The sequence below is a fragment of the Sulfitobacter sediminilitoris genome (assembly GCF_010667575.1).
Classification (GTDB): domain Bacteria; phylum Pseudomonadota; class Alphaproteobacteria; order Rhodobacterales; family Rhodobacteraceae; genus Sulfitobacter; species Sulfitobacter sediminilitoris.
Genome location: NZ_JAABNT010000001.1, coordinates 541,566 through 557,430 on the forward strand (window position 1 = coordinate 541,566; position 15,865 = coordinate 557,430).

Genomic DNA, 15,865 nt, shown 5'->3' on the forward strand with positions numbered 1-15,865 from the left:
CAGCACTCCTTGAGGCTCAAATCACATTCCGGTTTGCCTAATTCAAAGCCACGCCCGACACAATTGCCTTCTCTTTTTGGCGACAAATCCCGCAGGGCTTGGGGCAGAGCCCCAACAATAAGATCGAATGCGGGCTTGCCCGCTCCTTCAGGTCACGGTCCGCCGGGCAAGCGCAATGGCCACCTTCGTCGCCAGTGCCATATCCTGCACCGATATCCACTCAAGCGGCCCGTGAATCTCCTGCATGCCGGTAAAGACGTTGGGGCACGGGACCCCCATCTCTGTCAGCCGAGACCCGTCCGTGCCACCTCTGATCGGAATCGATACTGGCTCCAGCCCCACGTCCGTCACGGCGGCGCGCACCAGGTCAACGGGTGTCATGTCCTTTTCCAGCCAATAGCGCATGTTGCGGTATTGGGGTGTGATATCGCACTTGATCTGCGCCCGCAGCTCGGTGGCCGCGACTGTTTCGCAGACTTGCCGCAGCAGCGCGCCTTTCGCCTCCAACCCCTCCATTTCGAAATCACGGATGATCAGGGTGATCTCTGCCTCCGACGATCCGCCCATGATCTCTGAGACATGAATGAACCCTTCGGTCCCTTCCGTGGTGTCCGGGGTCATGGTCACTTGGGGCAGCATCATCACGATTTTCGAGGTCAAATGCAGCGCGTTGACCATCTTGTCCTTGGCAAAGCCGGGATGCGCCGACACGCCGGTAACGGTGACCGTTGCCCCGTCCGCCGAAAATGTCTCGAACTCGATCTCACCGGGTTTGCCGCCGTCGAAGGTATAGGCAAAGTCCGCCTTCAGATCGTCTGGCAGACGCGGGTCCACGCCGCGCCCGATTTCCTCATCCGGGGTAAAGGCCAGCCGAATAGGGCCATGCCTGATATCAGGGTTCTGCAAAAGGTACCGCGCCGCTGTCATGGCAATCGCCACCCCGGCCTTGTCGTCCCCTCCCAACAGCGTTGTACCGCTGGCCGTGATGATGTCCTCGCCAACTTTCTGCGCAAGATAGGGCGAGTTCTCAGGCGACAGCTTCAACTCCGGCGCATCCGCAAAGGTGATATCCCCGCCATTGTAGCCGCGATGCACGACCGGTTTCACACCTGTAGCGTTGAACTGCGGGGCCGTGTCGACATGGGCGCACCACCCCATCGTTGGCCCTTCGGCGGTGCCGGGGATCGTGGCAAGTACGACACCGAAATCCGTCAGAGTAACGTCTTGCGCGCCCATCTCTTGAAGCTCTTGCACCAGTAGGCGCGACATATCCAACTGTATATCCGTGCTGGGAGACGTCGCTGATCGCGCATCGCTTTGGCTGTCGATGGCGGCATAGCGCACAAGGCGGTCTTGCAGTTCGTCGTCGAATTCCGTGCGCATGCCGGTGCTCCTTTTGCCCCGATCTGCTGCTTTCAGACATGCGCTGTCAAGGTGCCTGATCGTCCACAAGCATGTGGACCGCCATCTGCTGCATCAACGCGATGTAGCGATCTTGCGTCCAGCCGCAGGTCACGCAAAGCTGTTCCCACGCAGGCACGGAAAGAAGCGTCCAAAGCGCATCGGTCGCTTCTTTCTCTGTCATTTGTGACGTCAGCACCCCATCGCCAGCGAGCGCGGCTACGGCCGCTGCGCATCCTTCGCGCACGGCCTGCATCCGGTCAGACCATGCGTCAGCTGCCTCGGCGTCACTGGCTTGGAGCGCCATCAGGGCTTTGGCGATACCATAGATCTTGGGGATGTAGTTGCCCCAGACCACCACCCATTCGTGCAACCGCGCCCTGCCGGTTGGTGCCGCACGGCTGGCCGCAAGTTTGCCCTCGATATCATAGACCTCATCCAGATATCGCGTGGTTGCGACAAGCAGTTCGGCCCTGTTGGGGAAGTGCAGGTACAGGGCTTGCCGACTGATTTTGGCGGCTTTGGCGATGTCCGACATCCGTACAGCACTTGCACCGCCGTCCTCCAACAGCTCCCAAGTGGTTTTCAGAATACGATCGCGGGTTGGATTTTTCTTACTTGACATGATGTCAACATGACGATTATTGACACCATGTCAACTTTACACGGTGTAAAGGCAGAAATGGAGATTAAGATGAGAACAATTGTATTCGGTGCCACTGGCACAATCGGGACCCTGGCCGTCGAACAACTGTTGGCCGAAGGGCATGATGTGACGGCGTTCGCGCGCAGCCCCGAAAAGCTGGCGATCTCGCACCCGCAGCTGACCTTGCAGACCGGCGACGCATTGAACGAAGACGATGTTGCCAAGGCCATTGACGGGCATGAGGCCGTGATCGTGACACTGGGCGCGGGCATGTCGCGTAAAAGCATGGTGCGCTCTGAGGGCACGATGAACGTGATACGGGGGATGCAGAAGCACGGCGTTTCACGGTTGATCTGCCAATCGACGCTCGGCGCGCATGAAAGCTGGGACAATCTGAACTTCTTCTGGAAGCGCATCATGTTTGGCGCGTTACTGCGTCCCGTGTTCAAGGACCACGAACTACAAGAACAGCTTGTCCGCGCCAGCGGCTTGAACTGGACCATCGTCCGCCCAGGTGCCTTTTCCGACGGTCCCGCCACAGGAACCTACAAGGAAGCATTCGGTCCGTCAGAGCGCAACCTGACCCTCAAAATCACCCGGGCAGACATTGCCAGCTTCCTTGCACGCCAACTGAATGACCTGCGCTATGCCGGGCGTGCTGTCGCAATCTCCAACTGACTAATCGAAAGGACATCGATATGACCATACCATTCACCGTATGGGGTCTTTTAACCCTCAGCATGGCAACCGGCCTTGTGGCAGGGGTCTTCCTGACTTTCTCGGACTTCGTGATGAAATCATTGCGGGCCACTGAACCGGCCGGGGGCACCGAAGCGATGCAGATCATCAACCGCGAAGTTTACCGGTCCATCTTCATGGTGCTTCTGATCGGGATGATCCCGGTTTCCGGGGCTGTGGCAGGATTTGCGATTGTATTTGTCAATGGGCCGGTAGCCACCTGGCTGACCGCGGCGGGCGCACTCTACATCATCGGTGTCTTTGTTGTCTCAGCAGGCGGCAACATTCCTATGAACAAGCGGCTTGAAGCCATGCCTCAAGCGGGTGCCGCGGCGCAGGCCTATTGGCCAGATTACGTCAGGGGTTGGGTACGCTGGAACCACGTCCGATGGGTCACGGCGTTGGGGGCCTCGATCTGCTACGCGGTCAGCGCGGTTCTGATTGCAGGGGGTGCGTGATCGAAGTTTTCACACCCCTCCCCTTGAAACCATCCACCGGTTGCGCAATGTCAGAAGGACGCGCAACCGGAGTTTCACATGGCCCTCCCGATACGAGATCAACTGAAGTACTGGGGAGTAGCCGCCGCAGTCTTCCTTGTGGCCCTATGGTTTTTGGGCGATGTGCTGGTGCCGTTCCTGCTGGGTGGCGCTATTGCCTATTTCCTGGATCCGGTCGCTGACAAGCTGGAAAGCATGGGTTGCAGTCGGGCGTTGGCCACTTTGCTGATCACAATCATCGCGATACTGACCTTTGTTTTGGTTGCCCTTCTGGTGATCCCAACCCTTGTGAACCAAACTGCCAGCCTGATCGAGACAGCACCACAGCTCTTTAAGAATTTCACCAACTTCCTGACTGAACGCTTCCCGGCCCTGCTTGACGAAGGGTCGACATTGCGCACTTCGCTGAACTCCATCGGGGCGACCATTCAGGAACGTGGGGGCGAACTTCTCGAAACGGCGCTTTCTTCTTTCGCTTCCATCATCAACGTTTTGCTGCTGTTTGTCGTGGTGCCAGTGGTGTCGGTCTATTTGCTGCTGGACTGGGACCGCATGATTGCCTCCATCGACCGGCTGCTGCCCCGCGATCACGCACCGGTCATACGCGACCTTGCCAAAGACATCGATGCAACCCTGTCGTCCTTTGTACGCGGCATGGGCACTGTCTGCCTGATCCTTGGGTCCTATTACGCCATCGCGCTGATGCTTGTCGGTCTTCAGTTTGGCCTTGTGGTCGGGTTTGTTGCGGGCGTCCTGACCTTTATCCCTTATCTGGGCGCGCTCATCGGCGGCGCATTGGCGATTGGTCTGGCGCTTTTTCAGTTCTGGGGGGATTGGGTCTCTATCGGGCTGGTCGCAGGTATCTTCGGGCTGGGTCAGGTCATTGAAGGCAACGTGCTTACCCCCAAACTTGTCGGCAGTTCGGTGGGACTGCACCCTGTCTGGTTGATCCTCGCTCTGTCGGTATTTGGCACGCTTTTCGGCTTTGTCGGGATGCTTGTGGCTGTTCCACTGGCGGCGGCCATCGGCGTATTGGCCCGCTTCGCGGTCGATCAATATCAGCAAAGCTTGCTGTACCGTGGCACCGGCCGCCACGAACACGCCGAGGCGGACGACGCGTAAATGGCCCAGCAACTTGGCCTAGATCTGCCCAGCCGCACCGCGCTGGGGCGGGATGCGTTTTTTGTAAGCCCGTCAAACGCCGTAGCACTGGCGATGATCGACGCCTGGCATGACTGGGCGGGTGACAAGCTGGTGCTGACCGGTCCGGAGGGTGCGGGCAAGACGCATCTGACCCATGTCTGGGCAGAGATGTCGGGTGCACGTATCATAAGCGCCAGGGAGCTACGGCAAGAGGACGTCCCAGAGTTGGCGCAAGGGCCAGTCGCGGTTGAGGACGTGCCCGATATTGCGGGAAATTCAGAGGCCGAGACAGCGCTGTTTCATTTGCATAACCTTGCGCTCTCCGAAGAGCATCACCTGTTGTTCACCGGCACCGGCCCCGTGACACAATGGGGTCTGCGCCTCCCCGATCTTGTGAGCCGTCTGCAGGGGACAACCGCTGCACAATTGGACGCTCCGGACGACTCTTTGCTGTCGGCGTTGCTGGTCAAACTATTGGCCGACCGCCAGTTGACGCCAAAACCAGACCTGATCCGCTATCTGTTGGGCCGCATGGACCGTTCCTTTGCAGCAGCGATTGATCTGGTGGAACGGCTTGATGCCGCCAGTCTGGCCCTTAAGCGGCCCATCACGCGTCACCTTGCCGTGCAGGTGCTGGACAAGGACGCCCCCGGCGCGTGATACTGGGCCTGCGGCGCAACTGTCGCAATTCTTTGACACTTCTGCACAATAAGGTCGCCATGACCCAAACCGATTTTCTCAAGGGTGATTTCCCTCCCGCCATCGACCTGCCCGATCTGGACATCAGCGGCCCAGGCCGGTTCTACAACCGCGAACTCAGCTGGCTTGGCTTCAACTGGCGGGTGCTGGAAGAGGCCGAGAACCCCCGCGTCCCCCTGCTGGAACGGCTGCGCTTTCTGTCGATATCCGCCGACAACCTTGATGAATTCTACACGGTCCGCGTCGCAGGCCTGCGCGAACTGGCCCATGCGGGCAACACCACACCCGCCGCCGACGGCCTTTCGCCCGCCGAACAGCTGGTTTTGATTAACGAAAACGCCCGAAGCCTGATGATGACCCAACAGCGGGTGCTGGTCGATCTGATGGCCGAGATGGACGAACAGAATATCTACCTTGAGCGGATCGCAGACCTCAGCAATGAAGATCTCAGTTATCTCAAGGAAGTGTTTCTCAATCAGGTCTTCGCGGTTCTGTCACCGCTGGCGATTGACCCTGCGCATCCCTTCCCGTTCATCCCCAACACCGGCTACGCACTGGCGCTTCAATTGGAACGCAGCAGTGACAAGCGCCCGCTGCAGGCCCTGTTGCCAATTCCTGCGCAGATCGACCGTTTTGTAGCGCTTCCGGCACCCGAAGGCACTTTGCGCTACCTGCCGCTGGAGGACCTGCTGGTCATCCACATCCCCGACCTCTTCCCCGGTTACAAACTTAAATCACACTTTGAATTCCGCGTGCTGCGGGATAGTGATCTGGAAGTCGAGGACGAGGCCGAAGACCTCGTGCGCGAGTTCGAAGTCGCGCTGAAGCGCCGCCGCCGGGGTGAAGTCGTACGCCTGACCCATTCCGCTGGCGCACCGGAAAAGCTCAAAGCGGTGATCATGGCGGAGCTGGGCGTGCTGGAGCGCGATGTGATCGAGATCGCTGGCATGATCGGGGTCGATGACCTGTCAGAACTTGTCACCGACGCCCGGCCCGACCTGTTATGGCCCCAATTCACCCCACGGATCCCAGAACGCGTTACCGACCACGACGGGGATATGTTTGCCGCGATCAGGCAAAAAGACATGCTGCTGCATCATCCTTATGAGACGTTCGACATGGTCGTCCGCTTTCTGGCGCAGGCCGCACGCGACCCCGATGTCGTGGCGATCAAACAAACGCTTTATCGCACCTCACGCGACAGCCCGATTGTTGAAGCACTCTGCGAAGCTGCCGAAGACGGCAAATCGGTCACGGCACTGGTTGAACTGAAGGCACGGTTTGATGAAGCGGCGAATATCCGTCAGTCGCGCAGGCTGGAACGCGCAGGCGCCCATGTCGTGTATGGTTTCATCGACCTGAAAACGCACGCAAAAATCTCAACCGTGGTACGCCGCGAGGGAAACCAACTGGTAACCTACACGCATTACGGTACAGGCAACTATCACCCCATCACAGCACGTATCTACACCGATCTGTCGTTGTTTACCTGCGATGCCAAACTAGGACGGGATGCGACCAAGGTGTTCAACTACCTGTCTGGCTACGCCCAGCCCGACAGCCTTGATAACCTCGCGATTTCACCGACCACGCTCAAGCCGCGCCTGCTGGAAATGATTGCCGCCGAAGCAGCGCATGCAAAGGCAGGGGAACCGGCGGTGATCTGGGCCAAGATGAACTCGCTTATCGACGCAGAGGTCATCGACGCGCTGTACGCGGCCTCTCAGGCTGGCGTGAAGATCAGCCTTGTCATTCGCGGCATTTGTGGTTTGCGCCCCGGTATCAAGGGGCTGTCCGAAAACATCCGCGTCAAATCCATCGTGGGCCGTTTCCTTGAACACTCGCGCATCGTCTGTTTCGGCAACGGCTACGGGCTGCCACACAAGAAGGCCCGCGTGTTCATCTCTTCGGCTGACTGGATGGGCCGCAATCTGAACCGGCGCGTAGAGACTTTGGTTGAGATTGAGAACGCCACCGTGAAAGCGCAAATCGTGAGCCAGATCATGGCGGCAAACCTTGCCGACGTGGCGCAAAGCTGGATCATGGCAGCCGATGGCAGCTTTTCCCGGCCAGCCTACCAGGAAGGGCAATTCACCTTTAATTGCCACCGCTTCTTTATGGAAAACCCCTCTCTCTCCGGGCGTGGCTCTGCGGGGGCGTCAGATGTGCCCAAGCTGACCCATACTGAGGATTGAGACGGTTCTCCATCCGCTCTGCCGCCCGGTTAATCATTGACCCTGTCCACCGGGTGACCCATCTTGCCGCCTAATCAAGCGACGGGGATGCGCATGAACGACCAGACCGAGATGACCCGCCCGGCTGTTCCCGAAACAGGCGTGGCCGATCTGGGGCTTTTTGGCAAACCTCTGTTCGAAGACCCCAGCGCACGCGCCCTCGCGCGGGTCGGTGTGGTGGATGTCGGGTCAAACTCCGTCCGGTTGGTAGTCTTTGACGGGGCTGCACGGTCGCCTGCGTATTTCTACAACGAAAAGATCATGTGCGCCTTGGGGGCTGGCATGGCCGAAACAGGCCATCTGTCGCCCGAAGGGCGGACACGTGCGCTGTCTGCCATGCGGCGATTCAAAAAGCTGGCCGATGGGATGGGGCTGACAGAACTGTCCGTCGTAGCAACGGCTGCGGTCCGCGACGCCAGCGACGGCCGCGCCTTCTGTGATGACGTTATGCGCGAAACTGGCCTGCGCATCTGGGTCATCGACGGCGAAGAGGAAGCACGCCTGTCGGCACAGGGCGTTCTCTTGGGCTGGCCCGGGGCGTATGGTCTGGTCTGCGACATTGGTGGCTCGTCCATGGAACTGGCAGAAATCTCCGGCGGGCGCGTCGGCCGCCGCGTGACCTCGCAACTTGGACCCCTCAAGCTTCGCGAGATGAAAGGCGGCGCCAAGGCACGCAATGCCCACATCAAGGAGATCATGCAGGGCCTCAAGGAAACCATGGGCGCACAACGCGACCGCTTGTTTCTGGTTGGCGGGTCCTGGCGGGCAATTGCGCGGATCGACATGGTGCGGCGTGGCTATCCCCTGCACGTTCTGCACGAGTACCGCATGACGCCACGCGCCGTCTCTGCTACGGTAAAATTCATCAAGAACACAGACCTTGAAGAATTGCGCGCCATATCCGGCGTATCCTCCAGCCGGATGGCGCTGGTGCCCTTTGCCGCCGAAGTGCTGAGCCGTCTGGTCAAGACTTTCAAGCCCAAGGACATCGCCCTTTCCAGTTACGGCATCCGCGAAGGCATGCTGTACGAGCAAATGCCCCAACGCCTGCGCGACCGCGATCCGCTGATCGAGGCCTGCCGCTTTGCCGAGGCCAAGGATGCGCGGATGCCGGGCTTTGGCAAGATCCTCTATGATTTCATCCTGCCGCTCTACAAATCGGCCTCCGGGCCGCGCAAGCGTCTGGTGAAGGCAGCCTGCCTGCTCCATGACGTCAGCTGGCGAGCCCATCCTGACTACCGGGCCGAAGTTTGTTTTGACAACGCCACCCGCGCCAATCTGGGCGGCCTCAAGCATTCCGAACGGGTCTTTCTGGGGCTGGCATTGCTGCACCGCTATTCCAACAAACGGGAAAACCGTCGGTTCGAGGATCTCTACGATATGATCGACAAGAAGGCGCGCGCCGAAGCTGAAGTTCTGGGCAAGGCCATGCGTTTCGGCGCGATGCTCTGGATGACCCCGGACGAAGACCGCGGTGAATTGCGGTGGTTCTCGAAAAAGAAAATTCTTCAGCTCAGGTTGACGCAGGACATGCTGCCGCTCTTTGGCGAAGTGGCAGAAGCGCGTCTGAACTCACTTGCGGCCTCTCTGGGGGCCGAGGTTGAGATCAAGACGGTGAAGTCAAAGAAGCAAGGCTGAAAGACGTGAGGACAGCCGACTAGGCGCACATGACACCCGCGCAGAAGTGACACCGGCTCAGATCTCTGCATAGACCTCAAGCAGATTACCGTCGGGATCGCGAAAGAACAGCGTCCTGTGGCCAAAATCGCGGTCCGCTGGCTGCGACACGATATCAATACGCTTTTCCGACAGTTCCGCCGCGCAGGCATCTACCGCTTCGACGGGCACCCGGAATGCAAGCTGCAGCGCCGCTGTCCCATGAGGGATGGGCGGATCGTCTTTGGTCAGGCCCGGCGATGAAAGCGACAAAATCGTATTGCCAATGCGATACTCAAACCAGTTCTCGGACAGGCTGCGCTCCAGCTCAAATCCAAGAACACCCTCATAGAATGCGCGCATTGCACCCATGTCGCGCGTGATGATTACAGTGTAATCCACCGCGCGGATGGCGTTGAACGCAGACGACATCAAAGCTCGATCTGCGGTGCAGGCTTTGTCGGCGTATCCGGCGGGGTCAGTGGATGATCCGGTTTGCGCCTGATGATGATGTCACCGTTCGGCAGCACCTCGGGCGGTTGGTAGGCGCTCCAATCCTCAATCTCTTCAAGAAGCTCGCCCAGCTTTGGGCCCATTTCTTTGGCAAACTGCCGCAACGCCGGCCCCATCTCATCGGCAAATCCCTGAAACTCCTCAATGGCCGGCTCCATCTCTTTCAAAATGCCTTCCATGAACATCTGCGCCCCCCGCTCCATCAGGGACAACCCGGGCTCATCAGCATCCTCTGCCTGCGCCACAGGGGCCGCAAGCCAGAGCGCGACAACAAAAGGTAACGTTCGTTTCATACTGCAAATATAGGTCAATCCGACGCCAATTACGAGCGGTCATCGAAATCGAGCGTCACCGGAAAGTGGTCGGAGGCGGTAACCAGAGCATCGCGCAATTCCGGGTTCTGCCAGCATTGCGGATCGTCCAAGGGGTGCCAGATCCGCCATTTCGCACCTTTTGCGCGGATATCGTCCGTCACCATGATATAGTCCAGAAGCGCTTGCAGAAAACGCTTTTCCGGCCTGATCCAGAACCGTGCCGTCGTAGGCTGAGCGCCCAACCGACGGCTGAGTGCCTGACGTGCATGCGGATCGAAAAGCCCCGCACCGTCGTCTTGCCCCATCACGATCTCGACCGAAGAGCGGCCAAAAAGGCTTTCGAATTCATCAAGCCCCGGACCGTCATTCAGATCACCCAGAACGATCAGCGGTGTGCCCTCTGCCAGATGCGTTTCAATCCGTGCGCGCAACCAGACCGCCTGCGCCAACTGCTTGCGCCGGTTGGCAATGTTCAGCGTCAGCATTTCGGCGGAACTGCCAGCGCCATGCGGTGCCTTGGATTTCAGGTGCGCGCCGATCATGCGGAAATCAAAGCCGTTCGCTGTCTGAAGCGCAATCTCAAGCGGCGGCTTGGAAAAGACCACCCTGTCTTCAGTCGCGTCAATGTCGAGGTCGATCAGCAGGGTACCGTCAAATCGCGGCGCACCGGTGGCCCCTTCCTGACCGGAAAACACGCCCTTCGGATCATGTTCTGCGACCATCACATAAGGGTCGTACAGCAGAGCGATTTCCTGTTCTGTATCGTTGGAAAACCCCATAACAACTTCGCGCGTGCGCAAATTGAAATGGTTCGCAAAATTAGTCAGCGCCCGGATAGTCGCGTTCGTTTTGCTTTGATCCGGGGCTTCGATGACCATGATGGCATCGGCATCCATCGCCTGAAACACAACGCCAAGCGCGGCTGTTTGCTGTGCCCGCGTCACGTTATACCGCGACGACCAACCGTTGTCGTTAAAAAGCTCATCATGGTTATTGAACAGCGCGGAAAACCATTCGACGTTATAGGTCGCGATCCGCATCAGGCAGCCTTTCCCGAAAGCGTCTCCCACGCCCGGTTGATGTCGATCATGCGTTTCTCGGCCATGCGCACCGCTTCCTCAGGCAGGCCACGTGCGATCAATGCATCGGGATGGTTGTCTCTCACCAGCTTGCGCCACGCCACGCGCGCTTCTTCCAGCGTGGCATTCGGCGCAATGCCAAGAACGGTATGGGGCAAGGGCGATGTGTCAGGCACAAACCGCGCCTTGAGAGAGGCAAAATCATTATCCGACATGCCAAAAATCCGCGCCACATCCTCCAGAAACGCATCTTCGTTCGGATGATATTTCCCATCCGCCATGGCGATGTGGAACAACCCCTCCATCAGATCGCTCAGCATGTCCGGCTGGCCCTGAAACATCGTAGCAATGCGTTTGGCGTAATCGTCGTAACCGGCCACGTCCTGCCGGGCGAGGTTAAACACCCGCGCCGCCCCGTCAGTGTCACCTTCGGCGATCTGGAACACCTCCCGAAAGGCCGTCACCTCGTCCCGCGTCACCAGCCCGTCTGCCTTGGCCATCTTCGCACCCAGCGCGATCACGGCGATGGTAAAGGCGACCGACCGCTCCGGCGGGCTGCGCAACCGGTCAAAGACGGCTGCCAGCCCCTCGCCTGAGGTCAGCGCGGAAAGCGCCTCGGTGATGCGGGTCCAGATCGACATGGGCGAACCCTAGCTGAGCCTGCGCGGGAAGTCAGGGCGCTTGAAGCGTTTTCTGCATCAAAATCAAGTCAAGCCATTGCCCTGCCTTGCGTCCAACCTCCGGCATATGCCCGGTCTGGCGAAACCCCAATGCGCGGTGAAATGCGACCGCCGCCGGATTGGCCGAACTGATCCCGGCGACCATGACATGATGCCCCTGCGCGGCTGCGGCTGCCACAGCGTGGGTCATCAACTGACGGCCATATCCCCTGCCCTGCGCGGATGGCCCCAGAATGATCGTGTGCTCGACTGTCGCGGCATAACCTGGACCTGCACGAAACGGACCATAGGTCACGAACCCCAGATCACAGTCGCCCTCCTCATCAATCACCCAGAAAGCGTCTGACCTCTCTTGAATCAACTGGCGTGTCGCGCTGACAGTTTTTTCTTCGGTCGTGAACGTCGCAAGCGAATCGCGGATCATATCATTCCAAAGCGCCGCGATGCGCTCTGCATCCGAAACTGTCGCGGGCCTGATCATCAGTAAAGCGCCTTTGCCACCCCTGCCACGGTGAACTGAGCCTCCAGTCCGGCGGCTCCTGCTTCGAATTGAACGCGGGGATCATTCAAGTGGCTCGCAAGCATCGATTGCAGATCGGCAGCCCGAGGGTGCCGGACCGTCAGCCGGTCTAGCCGTGCACCCTGTTGCGTAAGCAAGGGGGCGGGATGCACGTCACCCTCCCACTCAATCAACGCGGGCGCGCAGTTGTCAAAGGGAAGCACCCCATCGGCCGGAACGGCCATACGCCACCGCAGATCACCACGCTGCAGGGACACCGGCGCGCCAAATCCGTCAGGCAAAGAAGCCAGCGTCGCATCCAGGTCCGCGCAGCGGCAGATCCAGTTTGTCAGCCGCGGCGAACCGGAAAAACGATCAAGGTCAAACCAGCGCGGACGGTCAGGTGTCGGCGCAGCCGGATTGACCGCAATCGCCTCAAGATAAAGCCCATCTTCCAACCCCAGCAGCGTGTTGTGGGTGTGAAAGACTGCATGCTCCCCACCTTGCTGCAAAGGAACGCCTAACGCAGACTGAACATGAGCCGTTGCCTCGGCCAAAGTCCCGGCACTTACCGCGATATGGTCCAACTCCATCTGCGACATGTCTTTTCCTTACAGATCAGGTTACCGCCAAGAGATAAGGGAAGGCGCGTGGCCTTCCCCCTTTTTCAGCGCCGCGCCTCGCGGATCAGTTTAAGGATATCCTCTGCCGCCGCAGGTATGTTCGTGCCGGGCCCAAAGATCGCCTTGACCCCTGCATCATAGAGGAACTGATAATCCTGCTGGGGAATGACGCCCCCGCAAATGACAAGGATGTCTTCGGCTCCCGCCTCTTTGAGCGCCTTGACCAACTGCGGTGCCAATGTCTTGTGGCCCGCCGCCTGCGATGAAATGCCGATCACATGGACGTCGTTGTCTACCGCGTCCTGTGCGGCCTCTGCTGGTGTCTGGAACAGCGGGCCGACATCAACATCGAAACCGATATCGGCAAAGGCGGTCGCAATCACCTTGGCCCCCCGGTCGTGACCATCCTGACCCATCTTGACGACCAACATCCGGGGGCGACGGCCCTCTTCTTCGGCGAATTGCTCAACCGATTTCTGGATTGCGGCAAAACCTTCGTCGCCTTCATATGCAGCACCATACACCCCGGCGAGGGTTTTTACCTCTGCCCGGTGGCGGCCGAATTCTTCTTCCATTGCCATGCTAATCTCTCCCACGGTGGCGCGTGCGCGTGCGGCGTCCACGGCCCCTTCCAACAGGTTGCCGCCCTCTTTCGTCCGGCGCGTCAATTCATCCAGCGCAGCTTTGCACGCGGCGTCATCACGGCTTGCGCGGATGGTTTCCAGCCGCTTGATCTGGCTCTCCCTCACCGCGACGTTGTCGACATCAAGAATATCGATCGGATCTTCCTTGTCGCGCCGGTACTTATTCACCCCGACGATGACCTCTGTGCCCCGGTCGATGTTGGCCTGACGCTGGGCCGCCGCTTCTTCAATACGCAGCTTCGGCATGCCAGTGGCAACAGCCTTGGTCATGCCGCCCAACTCCTCGACCTCCTCGATCAGTTTCCAGGCTTCTTCAGCCAGATCATGGGTCAGCTTTTCGACATAATACGAACCCGCCAACGGATCGACGACGTTGGTCACGCCGGTTTCTTCCTGCAAAATCAATTGCGTATTACGTGCGATGCGGGCCGAATTCTCGGTTGGCAGCGCGATCGCCTCATCCAGCGCGTTGGTATGGAGCGACTGAGTGCCGCCCAGAACCGCCGCCATCGCCTCGTATGCGGTGCGCACCACGTTGTTGTAAGGATCCTGTTCCTGAAGGCTCACTCCCGACGTCTGGCAGTGGGTCCGCAGCATCGACGACTTGGGGTTCTTTGGATTGAACTCAGCCATGATGCGATGCCACAGCAGACGCGCGGCACGCAACTTGGCGGCTTCCATGAAGAAATTCATGCCGATTGCAAAAAAGAAGCTCAAACGCCCTGCAAACTTGTCCACGTCCATGCCCCGCTCAATGGCGGCACGCACATACTCGCGACCATCGGCCAAAGTGAACGCCAACTCCTGCACCAGGTTCGCCCCCGCTTCCTGCATGTGATAGCCGGAGATCGAGATCGAGTTGAACTTGGGCATCTCGTTCGAGGTATATTCGATGATATCCGCAATGATCCGCATCGACGGCTCTGGCGGATAAATGTACGTGTTGCGGACCATGAATTCTTTCAGAATATCGTTCTGAATCGTGCCCGACAGTACGGCGCGGTCATGCCCCTGCTCTTCGCCAGCGACAATAAAGTTCGCAAGGATCGGGATCACGGCACCATTCATCGTCATGGAAACCGACACCTTGTCGAGCGGGATACCGTCGAACAGGATTTTCATGTCCTCGACACTGTCAATCGCCACGCCGGCCTTGCCCACGTCGCCCTCAACACGGGGGTGATCGCTGTCGTAGCCCCGGTGTGTCGCCAGATCAAAGGCGACTGAGACCCCCTGCTGACCGGCGGCCAGGTTCTTGCGGTAAAAGGCGTTGGATTCTTCGGCGGTCGAAAAACCCGCATATTGCCGGATTGTCCACGGCCGGCCCGCGTACATCGTTGCTTTCACGCCTCGCGTGAAGGGCGCCTCTCCGGGCATGGAGCCCAAATGATCGACACCGTCCAGATCGGACGCATCATAGACCGGCTGTACGTCGATCCCTTCCAGCGTCTTCCATGTCAGATCATCAAGACTGCGGCCGCGCAGTTCGGCCTCAGCGGTGCTGCGCCATTTGTCCTTCGTCATATCCTTGTCCTTTTGTCATTGCACCCGTTGGCAGACTTGTGTCCGCTCTTGTCAGGTGCGCGTCCTCTGTCAGTGTCGCCAGACCATCCGCCCCGGCAGTAAGCCAATGCAGATCATCCGCGTAATTCTCGCGCAGGCGTGCGATTTGTTCGTCCGTGAAGGGCTGCCAACGCCCTACCCCGTCCGGCAATTGATTGGAATCTGCGCCATGCTGCGCCAGTGTTGCGCGCAAGGCGGGCAGATCCTGAGATCGGTTCAGCCAACGCAGCCTATCATCCCGTGGCGCGTCTCGCCCAAGGGCTGCATGCAAGACCACGTCGGGACGACCTGCATGCGCCTCAAACGGCAGAACCTTAATCTCGGCCCCTGGCGCAGCGCAGGCCAGGTCAGTAATGACATCGCGCCACGTCCGGCGGCCTTCCGAAATCGCGGCAAAGCGTGCAGCTGAAGGCACAGGATGCCCCCGCGAGACCGCGAGAGCCGAAGCTGAGGCCCAAAACAGTTCGGGGCTACGGATCGACAGCACAATGCGCCGCAACCGTCCACCAAAAGCCGCCGAAATTCTTGCCACGCGTTCCCCCGCGCCGGGATACAACCGCTCAAACCTCAGGTTCTGGGCGCAATTGCCAAGCAGGTTTTCATCACTCACCAGCAGTTCCTGCACGCCACGTAACTGCGCCTGCTGACTAAACATCCGAATGCGCCCTTCGGCCCGTTGCGCCACATTGCGACCTTTTTGGCCGAGAACAGAACGAAACAATCCGGGAAATACCGACTTCCGGCAGCGCTGCGGCCCCCAATACCCAACATTTTGCCCAACCAGATCGTCCACATGATCGCGCATGTAATGCTGAAAAGTGGTTGTCGCGGTGCGGTGAACCCCAAGGTGCAAGATGACGTCCATAAGCCTTTGGCCCAGCCTTTTCCAAGGGGCCGCCCCGTTCGGCCATGATGCGAGGATCACCTCTTTCATGC

Annotated in this window: 16 protein-coding genes; 6 read left to right on the forward strand and 10 right to left on the reverse strand. The window is 59.2% G+C overall.

Features of this window, described 5'->3' with window-relative positions; all coding sequences use genetic code 11:
• Positions 1–147 precede the first annotated feature (147 nt).
• The gene (gene pepT / locus GV827_RS02660; protein ID WP_164352118.1) at positions 148–1,383 is read right to left on the reverse strand and encodes a peptidase T; all 1,236 of its coding nucleotides are present in this window, start codon (positions 1,381–1,383) and stop codon (positions 148–150) included.
• Positions 1,384–1,429: 46 nt separating this feature from the next.
• Positions 1,430–2,026: a TetR/AcrR family transcriptional regulator gene (locus GV827_RS02665; protein WP_164352119.1), complete on the reverse strand. Its 597-nt coding sequence runs from the start codon at positions 2,024–2,026 to the stop codon at positions 1,430–1,432.
• Between the two features lie 69 nt (positions 2,027–2,095).
• Between GV827_RS02665 and GV827_RS02670 the strand changes: the two genes are divergently transcribed.
• From GV827_RS02670 to ppx, 6 genes are all read left to right on the forward strand, one after another.
• Entirely contained in the window at positions 2,096–2,725 is a 630-nt protein-coding gene (locus tag GV827_RS02670) for an NAD(P)-dependent oxidoreductase (protein ID WP_164352120.1), read from the forward strand.
• 20 nt (positions 2,726–2,745) lie between these two features.
• Positions 2,746–3,243 carry an anthrone oxygenase family protein gene (locus GV827_RS02675; protein ID WP_164352121.1) on the forward strand — a complete coding sequence of 166 codons (498 nt, stop codon included), beginning with the start codon at positions 2,746–2,748 and terminating at the stop codon, positions 3,241–3,243.
• A 78-nt stretch (positions 3,244–3,321) separates the two neighbouring features.
• The gene (locus tag GV827_RS02680; RefSeq protein ID WP_164352122.1) at positions 3,322–4,404 is read left to right on the forward strand and encodes an AI-2E family transporter; all 1,083 of its coding nucleotides are present in this window, start codon (positions 3,322–3,324) and stop codon (positions 4,402–4,404) included.
• Entirely contained in the window at positions 4,405–5,085 is a 681-nt protein-coding gene (locus GV827_RS02685) for an HdaA/DnaA family protein (protein ID WP_164352123.1), read from the forward strand. It abuts the gene before it with no gap.
• Positions 5,086–5,144: 59 nt separating this feature from the next.
• A complete protein-coding gene (locus tag GV827_RS02690; protein ID WP_164352124.1) occupies positions 5,145–7,319 on the forward strand; it encodes an RNA degradosome polyphosphate kinase in 2,175 nt (724 codons plus the stop codon).
• Positions 7,320–7,412: 93 nt separating this feature from the next.
• Complete coding sequence (ppx, locus tag GV827_RS02695) at positions 7,413–8,996, forward strand: exopolyphosphatase (RefSeq protein WP_164352125.1); 1,584 nt, start codon at positions 7,413–7,415, stop codon at positions 8,994–8,996.
• A 57-nt stretch (positions 8,997–9,053) separates the two neighbouring features.
• Here ppx and GV827_RS02700 read toward each other — a convergent pair whose 3' ends face one another.
• The 8 genes from GV827_RS02700 to GV827_RS02735 all read right to left on the reverse strand — a co-directional run bounded on the left by GV827_RS02700 (position 9,054) and on the right by GV827_RS02735 (position 15,863).
• Entirely contained in the window at positions 9,054–9,446 is a 393-nt protein-coding gene (locus GV827_RS02700) for a VOC family protein (RefSeq protein ID WP_164352126.1), read from the reverse strand.
• Complete coding sequence (locus GV827_RS02705; protein WP_164352127.1) at positions 9,446–9,820, reverse strand: hypothetical protein; 375 nt, start codon at positions 9,818–9,820, stop codon at positions 9,446–9,448. The genes GV827_RS02700 and GV827_RS02705 overlap by 1 nt, the downstream gene beginning before the upstream one ends.
• A gap of 29 nt (positions 9,821–9,849) precedes the next feature.
• Positions 9,850–10,881 (reverse strand): endonuclease/exonuclease/phosphatase family protein, encoded by a 1,032-nt coding sequence (locus GV827_RS02710; protein ID WP_164352128.1) that lies wholly within the window; start codon positions 10,879–10,881, stop codon positions 9,850–9,852.
• Positions 10,881–11,561 carry a molecular chaperone DjiA gene (locus tag GV827_RS02715; RefSeq protein ID WP_164352129.1) on the reverse strand — a complete coding sequence of 227 codons (681 nt, stop codon included), beginning with the start codon at positions 11,559–11,561 and terminating at the stop codon, positions 10,881–10,883. Before GV827_RS02715 ends, GV827_RS02710 begins: the two co-directional genes overlap by 1 nt.
• 31 nt (positions 11,562–11,592) lie before the next feature.
• A complete protein-coding gene (locus GV827_RS02720) occupies positions 11,593–12,081 on the reverse strand; it encodes a GNAT family N-acetyltransferase (RefSeq protein ID WP_204325674.1) in 489 nt (162 codons plus the stop codon).
• A complete protein-coding gene (locus GV827_RS02725) occupies positions 12,081–12,692 on the reverse strand; it encodes a VOC family protein (RefSeq protein WP_164352210.1) in 612 nt (203 codons plus the stop codon). Before GV827_RS02725 ends, GV827_RS02720 begins: the two co-directional genes overlap by 1 nt.
• 74 nt (positions 12,693–12,766) lie before the next feature.
• Positions 12,767–14,890, reverse strand: coding sequence for a methylmalonyl-CoA mutase (scpA, locus tag GV827_RS02730; RefSeq protein ID WP_164352130.1), 2,124 nt, complete (start codon positions 14,888–14,890; stop codon positions 12,767–12,769).
• The gene (locus GV827_RS02735) at positions 14,859–15,863 is read right to left on the reverse strand and encodes a hypothetical protein (protein ID WP_235930100.1); all 1,005 of its coding nucleotides are present in this window, start codon (positions 15,861–15,863) and stop codon (positions 14,859–14,861) included. Before GV827_RS02735 ends, scpA begins: the two co-directional genes overlap by 32 nt.
• Positions 15,864–15,865: the final 2 nt, after the last annotated feature.

Excerpts from the sequence above, each read along its gene's own strand:
- GV827_RS02680 (WP_164352122.1), top strand. The coding sequence starts at position 3,322 with ATGGCCCTCCCGATACGAGATCAACTGAAGTACTGGGGAGTAGCCGCC.
- scpA (WP_164352130.1), bottom strand. The coding sequence starts at position 14,890 with ATGACGAAGGACAAATGGCGCAGCACCGCTGAGGCCGAACTGCGCGGC.
- GV827_RS02690 (WP_164352124.1), top strand. The coding sequence starts at position 5,145 with ATGACCCAAACCGATTTTCTCAAGGGTGATTTCCCTCCCGCCATCGAC.
- GV827_RS02715 (WP_164352129.1), bottom strand. The coding sequence starts at position 11,561 with ATGTCGATCTGGACCCGCATCACCGAGGCGCTTTCCGCGCTGACCTCA.
- GV827_RS02685 (WP_164352123.1), top strand. The coding sequence starts at position 4,405 with ATGGCCCAGCAACTTGGCCTAGATCTGCCCAGCCGCACCGCGCTGGGG.
- GV827_RS02670 (WP_164352120.1), top strand. The coding sequence starts at position 2,096 with ATGAGAACAATTGTATTCGGTGCCACTGGCACAATCGGGACCCTGGCC.
- GV827_RS02665 (WP_164352119.1), bottom strand. The coding sequence starts at position 2,026 with ATGTCAAGTAAGAAAAATCCAACCCGCGATCGTATTCTGAAAACCACT.
- GV827_RS02675 (WP_164352121.1), top strand. The coding sequence starts at position 2,746 with ATGACCATACCATTCACCGTATGGGGTCTTTTAACCCTCAGCATGGCA.
- GV827_RS02735 (WP_235930100.1), bottom strand. The coding sequence starts at position 15,863 with ATGAAAGAGGTGATCCTCGCATCATGGCCGAACGGGGCGGCCCCTTGG.
- GV827_RS02700 (WP_164352126.1), bottom strand. The coding sequence starts at position 9,446 with ATGTCGTCTGCGTTCAACGCCATCCGCGCGGTGGATTACACTGTAATC.
- pepT (WP_164352118.1), bottom strand. The coding sequence starts at position 1,383 with ATGCGCACGGAATTCGACGACGAACTGCAAGACCGCCTTGTGCGCTAT.
- GV827_RS02705 (WP_164352127.1), bottom strand. The coding sequence starts at position 9,820 with ATGAAACGAACGTTACCTTTTGTTGTCGCGCTCTGGCTTGCGGCCCCT.
- GV827_RS02720 (WP_204325674.1), bottom strand. The coding sequence starts at position 12,081 with ATGATCAGGCCCGCGACAGTTTCGGATGCAGAGCGCATCGCGGCGCTT.
- GV827_RS02725 (WP_164352210.1), bottom strand. The coding sequence starts at position 12,692 with ATGGAGTTGGACCATATCGCGGTAAGTGCCGGGACTTTGGCCGAGGCA.
- ppx (WP_164352125.1), top strand. The coding sequence starts at position 7,413 with ATGAACGACCAGACCGAGATGACCCGCCCGGCTGTTCCCGAAACAGGC.
- GV827_RS02710 (WP_164352128.1), bottom strand. The coding sequence starts at position 10,881 with ATGCGGATCGCGACCTATAACGTCGAATGGTTTTCCGCGCTGTTCAAT.